This is a genomic window from Clostridium sp., from assembly GCF_036660475.1.
In the GTDB taxonomy this organism is placed as follows: Bacteria; Bacillota; Clostridia; order Clostridiales; family Clostridiaceae; genus Clostridium_J.
The window spans coordinates 1-2,753 of the sequence record NZ_JAVXAO010000031.1; the positions used below are offsets into that span (position 1 = coordinate 1).

General features: G+C 29.5%; 5 protein-coding genes. 2 read left to right on the forward strand and 3 right to left on the reverse strand.

Annotated features, from left to right (window positions below):
• The first annotated feature begins 392 nt into the window (after positions 1–392).
• Together RSA29_RS18635 and RSA29_RS18640 are read left to right on the forward strand one after the other, a co-directional pair.
• Complete coding sequence (locus RSA29_RS18635; RefSeq protein ID WP_346942483.1) at positions 393–728, forward strand: helix-turn-helix domain-containing protein; 336 nt, start codon at positions 393–395, stop codon at positions 726–728.
• A gap of 27 nt (positions 729–755) precedes the next feature.
• Entirely contained in the window at positions 756–917 is a 162-nt protein-coding gene (locus RSA29_RS18640; protein ID WP_346942482.1) for a hypothetical protein, read from the forward strand.
• A gap of 196 nt (positions 918–1,113) precedes the next feature.
• Here RSA29_RS18640 and RSA29_RS18645 read toward each other — a convergent pair whose 3' ends face one another.
• From RSA29_RS18645 to RSA29_RS18655, 3 genes are all read right to left on the reverse strand, one after another.
• The gene (locus tag RSA29_RS18645; protein WP_346942481.1) at positions 1,114–1,773 is read right to left on the reverse strand and encodes a hypothetical protein; all 660 of its coding nucleotides are present in this window, start codon (positions 1,771–1,773) and stop codon (positions 1,114–1,116) included.
• On the reverse strand, positions 1,751–2,245 hold the full coding sequence (locus tag RSA29_RS18650) for a type II toxin-antitoxin system antitoxin SocA domain-containing protein (protein ID WP_346942480.1): 495 nt from the start codon (positions 2,243–2,245) through the stop codon (positions 1,751–1,753). The genes RSA29_RS18645 and RSA29_RS18650 overlap by 23 nt, the downstream gene beginning before the upstream one ends.
• A gap of 179 nt (positions 2,246–2,424) precedes the next feature.
• Positions 2,425–2,753 (reverse strand): N-acetylmuramoyl-L-alanine amidase (locus RSA29_RS18655; RefSeq protein WP_346944636.1); only part of this gene is annotated, 329 nt, incomplete at its 5' end.

Here is a 2,753-nt window from a genome sequence, read left to right on the forward strand (position 1 = left end):
CTGCACATGCTATCCAGTTCAAATTACACCTAAACTAAAAGACCATGATTAAATTTCATGGTCTTTTTAAAATGTATTACATATATAATACATTTATTCAAATACGGGCTTAGTTTTTATATCACATAAACACTCGAACTTAAGAAAAAGACTAGGATTAATTCCTAGTATAATGTTTTACCTATTTCAGCTAACTTCATTTAATTAAACCATCTATAATCATAAATATTGCACCTACTAGCATAAATACTAAAAATCCTTTTCCTATTTTACTCCACATTTTAGCTAAATCAGATTTCTCTCCCATAAATATCCCCCTTATCTTCTAATCAACCTCACCATAATTGTATAATACATTCATAATTTGTCAATATTTTGTACGAGGTGATAACTTGTATTCATTTAATATTACTATTCAAATATCTGATTGCGAAATTAAAAATATAATCCGTGATATTAGTAGCTCTATTCAACTACCACCACTTAAGATAAACTCTGCTAATGTAGATATATCTGATTTAAATACTCAAGAAATGATATATACAGTTACAGAGGTTGCTACATTGCTTAAAACAGATGAACATACAGTAAGAGAACTAATAAGAAAAAATATCTTAATAGGGTTAAAATTAGGTAGACTTAAAGTTACTAGATCAGAATTATTAAGATTTCTTGATGAATATAACGGCAAAGATTTATCTGATTTGGATCATATTGTTCATCTATAAATAATTTAAAGGAAAAGGCAAATATTTATGAAGAGAAAATTAAATGTAACTGTTACTATTGGACCAGATACTTCTAGATTAGTTACAGAATCATTACTAAGGATATGGAATACACATAAAGAAGAATTTCTACTTGATCTTCAAAAAGATTATACATCTAAAGATATTAATGAAATTTCAAAAGAATAGTGAAATTTTAAGCCTTACTCCCTTTATTTCATTCTGTTATTTTCATTTTATTGTATATTAATAAAATTTATGTCCATAATTCAAATATGAACCTATGTAAAAAGTACTCCTCTTTTTACTATTTTTTTTCATATTAAGCACTCAACAAAAGAAAAAAGGTAGCAAGATTATTGGTCTTGTTGCCTTTTATTTTTACTTACATAATATTCAACTCCGTACCTGGACTCGTCAGCTCATCTATCATATTCATCAATTCACCATTCTGTTTTTTTAACTCTGCATTTTCCTTATGTAAATCTAATAAACTTTCCTGCAATTTTTCATAACAACTTGGACCACCTTGAAAAAATTTACGTCCTCCAAATCTTTCATCTGGATATAGATTATGATGTGGGTCTAACCAAACAATATAGAAAGTATTCCCTATAATAAATCCATGTACTCTCCCTTTTGAAGAACTTACCCTAAATTGCATACACTCAACTTGATCTAAGAAGTTATCATTAAAATCAAACTTATAATCTAACTTATCCCATTCAAATCCATGAGTATCATAATGTTGACGTTGTGCCATTAGCTGATTCCTATTTATGTCACAAACGTCTTTTAATGATAATAAAAGTGACACGAACCATTCACCACAAATCGTCTTGTCCCTCTTTTCTAAACTTCCAAGATTAAATGCCTCATGGTCATTGTTTAAAAATTTAAAAGAGAATTGAAGTTTTTCTTGTGCTCTTTGTCTCGCTATATCGATTTCTTTTGGAGAAATCGGTATTTTTTTAATACTATCATCTTGTGGAATTACTACCGGCGGTATCCCAAATTTTTTTTTATTCTCCTTGGTTTTGTTCATACATTTCTCCATAAAACTTTTTCATTGACTCCACACTTATTTCATTGTTCGAAGGTTCATATACGGCTAGTCCAATCCTTTGTTCTTGCCATGGTAATTCCGAATGAGTTAAAGCTTCAAGTTCATCTCCATCTAAGTGTCCATAAGTATCATATATTTCGTCTAAAAATTCAAAAATTTCATCAGATATATTTACAGATGTTTGTTCTTTCTTAGGTATTTCCAACCATCCTTTATGTCTATATTTATAGTACAGTTCAGGACATACTGGTCCGTGAACCCACGCCTCAAATCTATTGTCAATTAAGGCTGTTCCTTTCAAAGCCTCATGCCAAGCTTGTGTATAATAACATAACTTCTGAAGCTTTTTAGGTGTCATACTCTCATATGATAAAAATGCATCTGCAACATCAATTATTGTAACCATGTCATTTCCCCCATTATTCCCAAATAAATTTATTATTTTACTCATAGAAAACACCTCTTTTCATATAACTATACTATCCACACTTTGTAAAATTATACCATGATATTTTCTTTTATTATTTATGGTATTCGACACATTTTTTAAAACACCTTCTTAAATGGTAAATTATTAATAAACATAAAAAATAAGGCTAGCAAGGATTTTACTCCCTACTAGCCTTTAAATCATTTCCTTATTAGTTCTATACGCTTAACTCCTGCAGCCATTTCTTTTTCTACCGCAACAGCTATATCTTCATAGGTAGTTTGTCCGTAATACTCACCATTCACGTTCATTTCATATATATTGATAGACTTTGCTTCCACATAATCTAGTCCAAAATAACTTTGTACTCCTTTGGTTACAGCTACTGAATATTCGTCTTGATAAGTTCTAAGTAACAGGTTATCTTCTCTGTTATCAATGAAAGCTAATTCTATTAAACAAGCATCCATATTCGTTTCTCTTATAACTTGGAAGTTTCCTTCTTTTACTCCTCTATTGTTCCTATATA

What these genes read in the sequence shown, in the direction of transcription:
- RSA29_RS18640 (WP_346942482.1), top strand. Translation starts at nt 756, where the DNA reads ATGAAGAGAAAATTAAATGTAACTGTTACTATTGGACCAGATACTTCT.
- RSA29_RS18645 (WP_346942481.1), bottom strand. Translation starts at nt 1,773, where the DNA reads ATGAACAAAACCAAGGAGAATAAAAAAAAATTTGGGATACCGCCGGTA.
- RSA29_RS18650 (WP_346942480.1), bottom strand. Translation starts at nt 2,245, where the DNA reads ATGAGTAAAATAATAAATTTATTTGGGAATAATGGGGGAAATGACATG.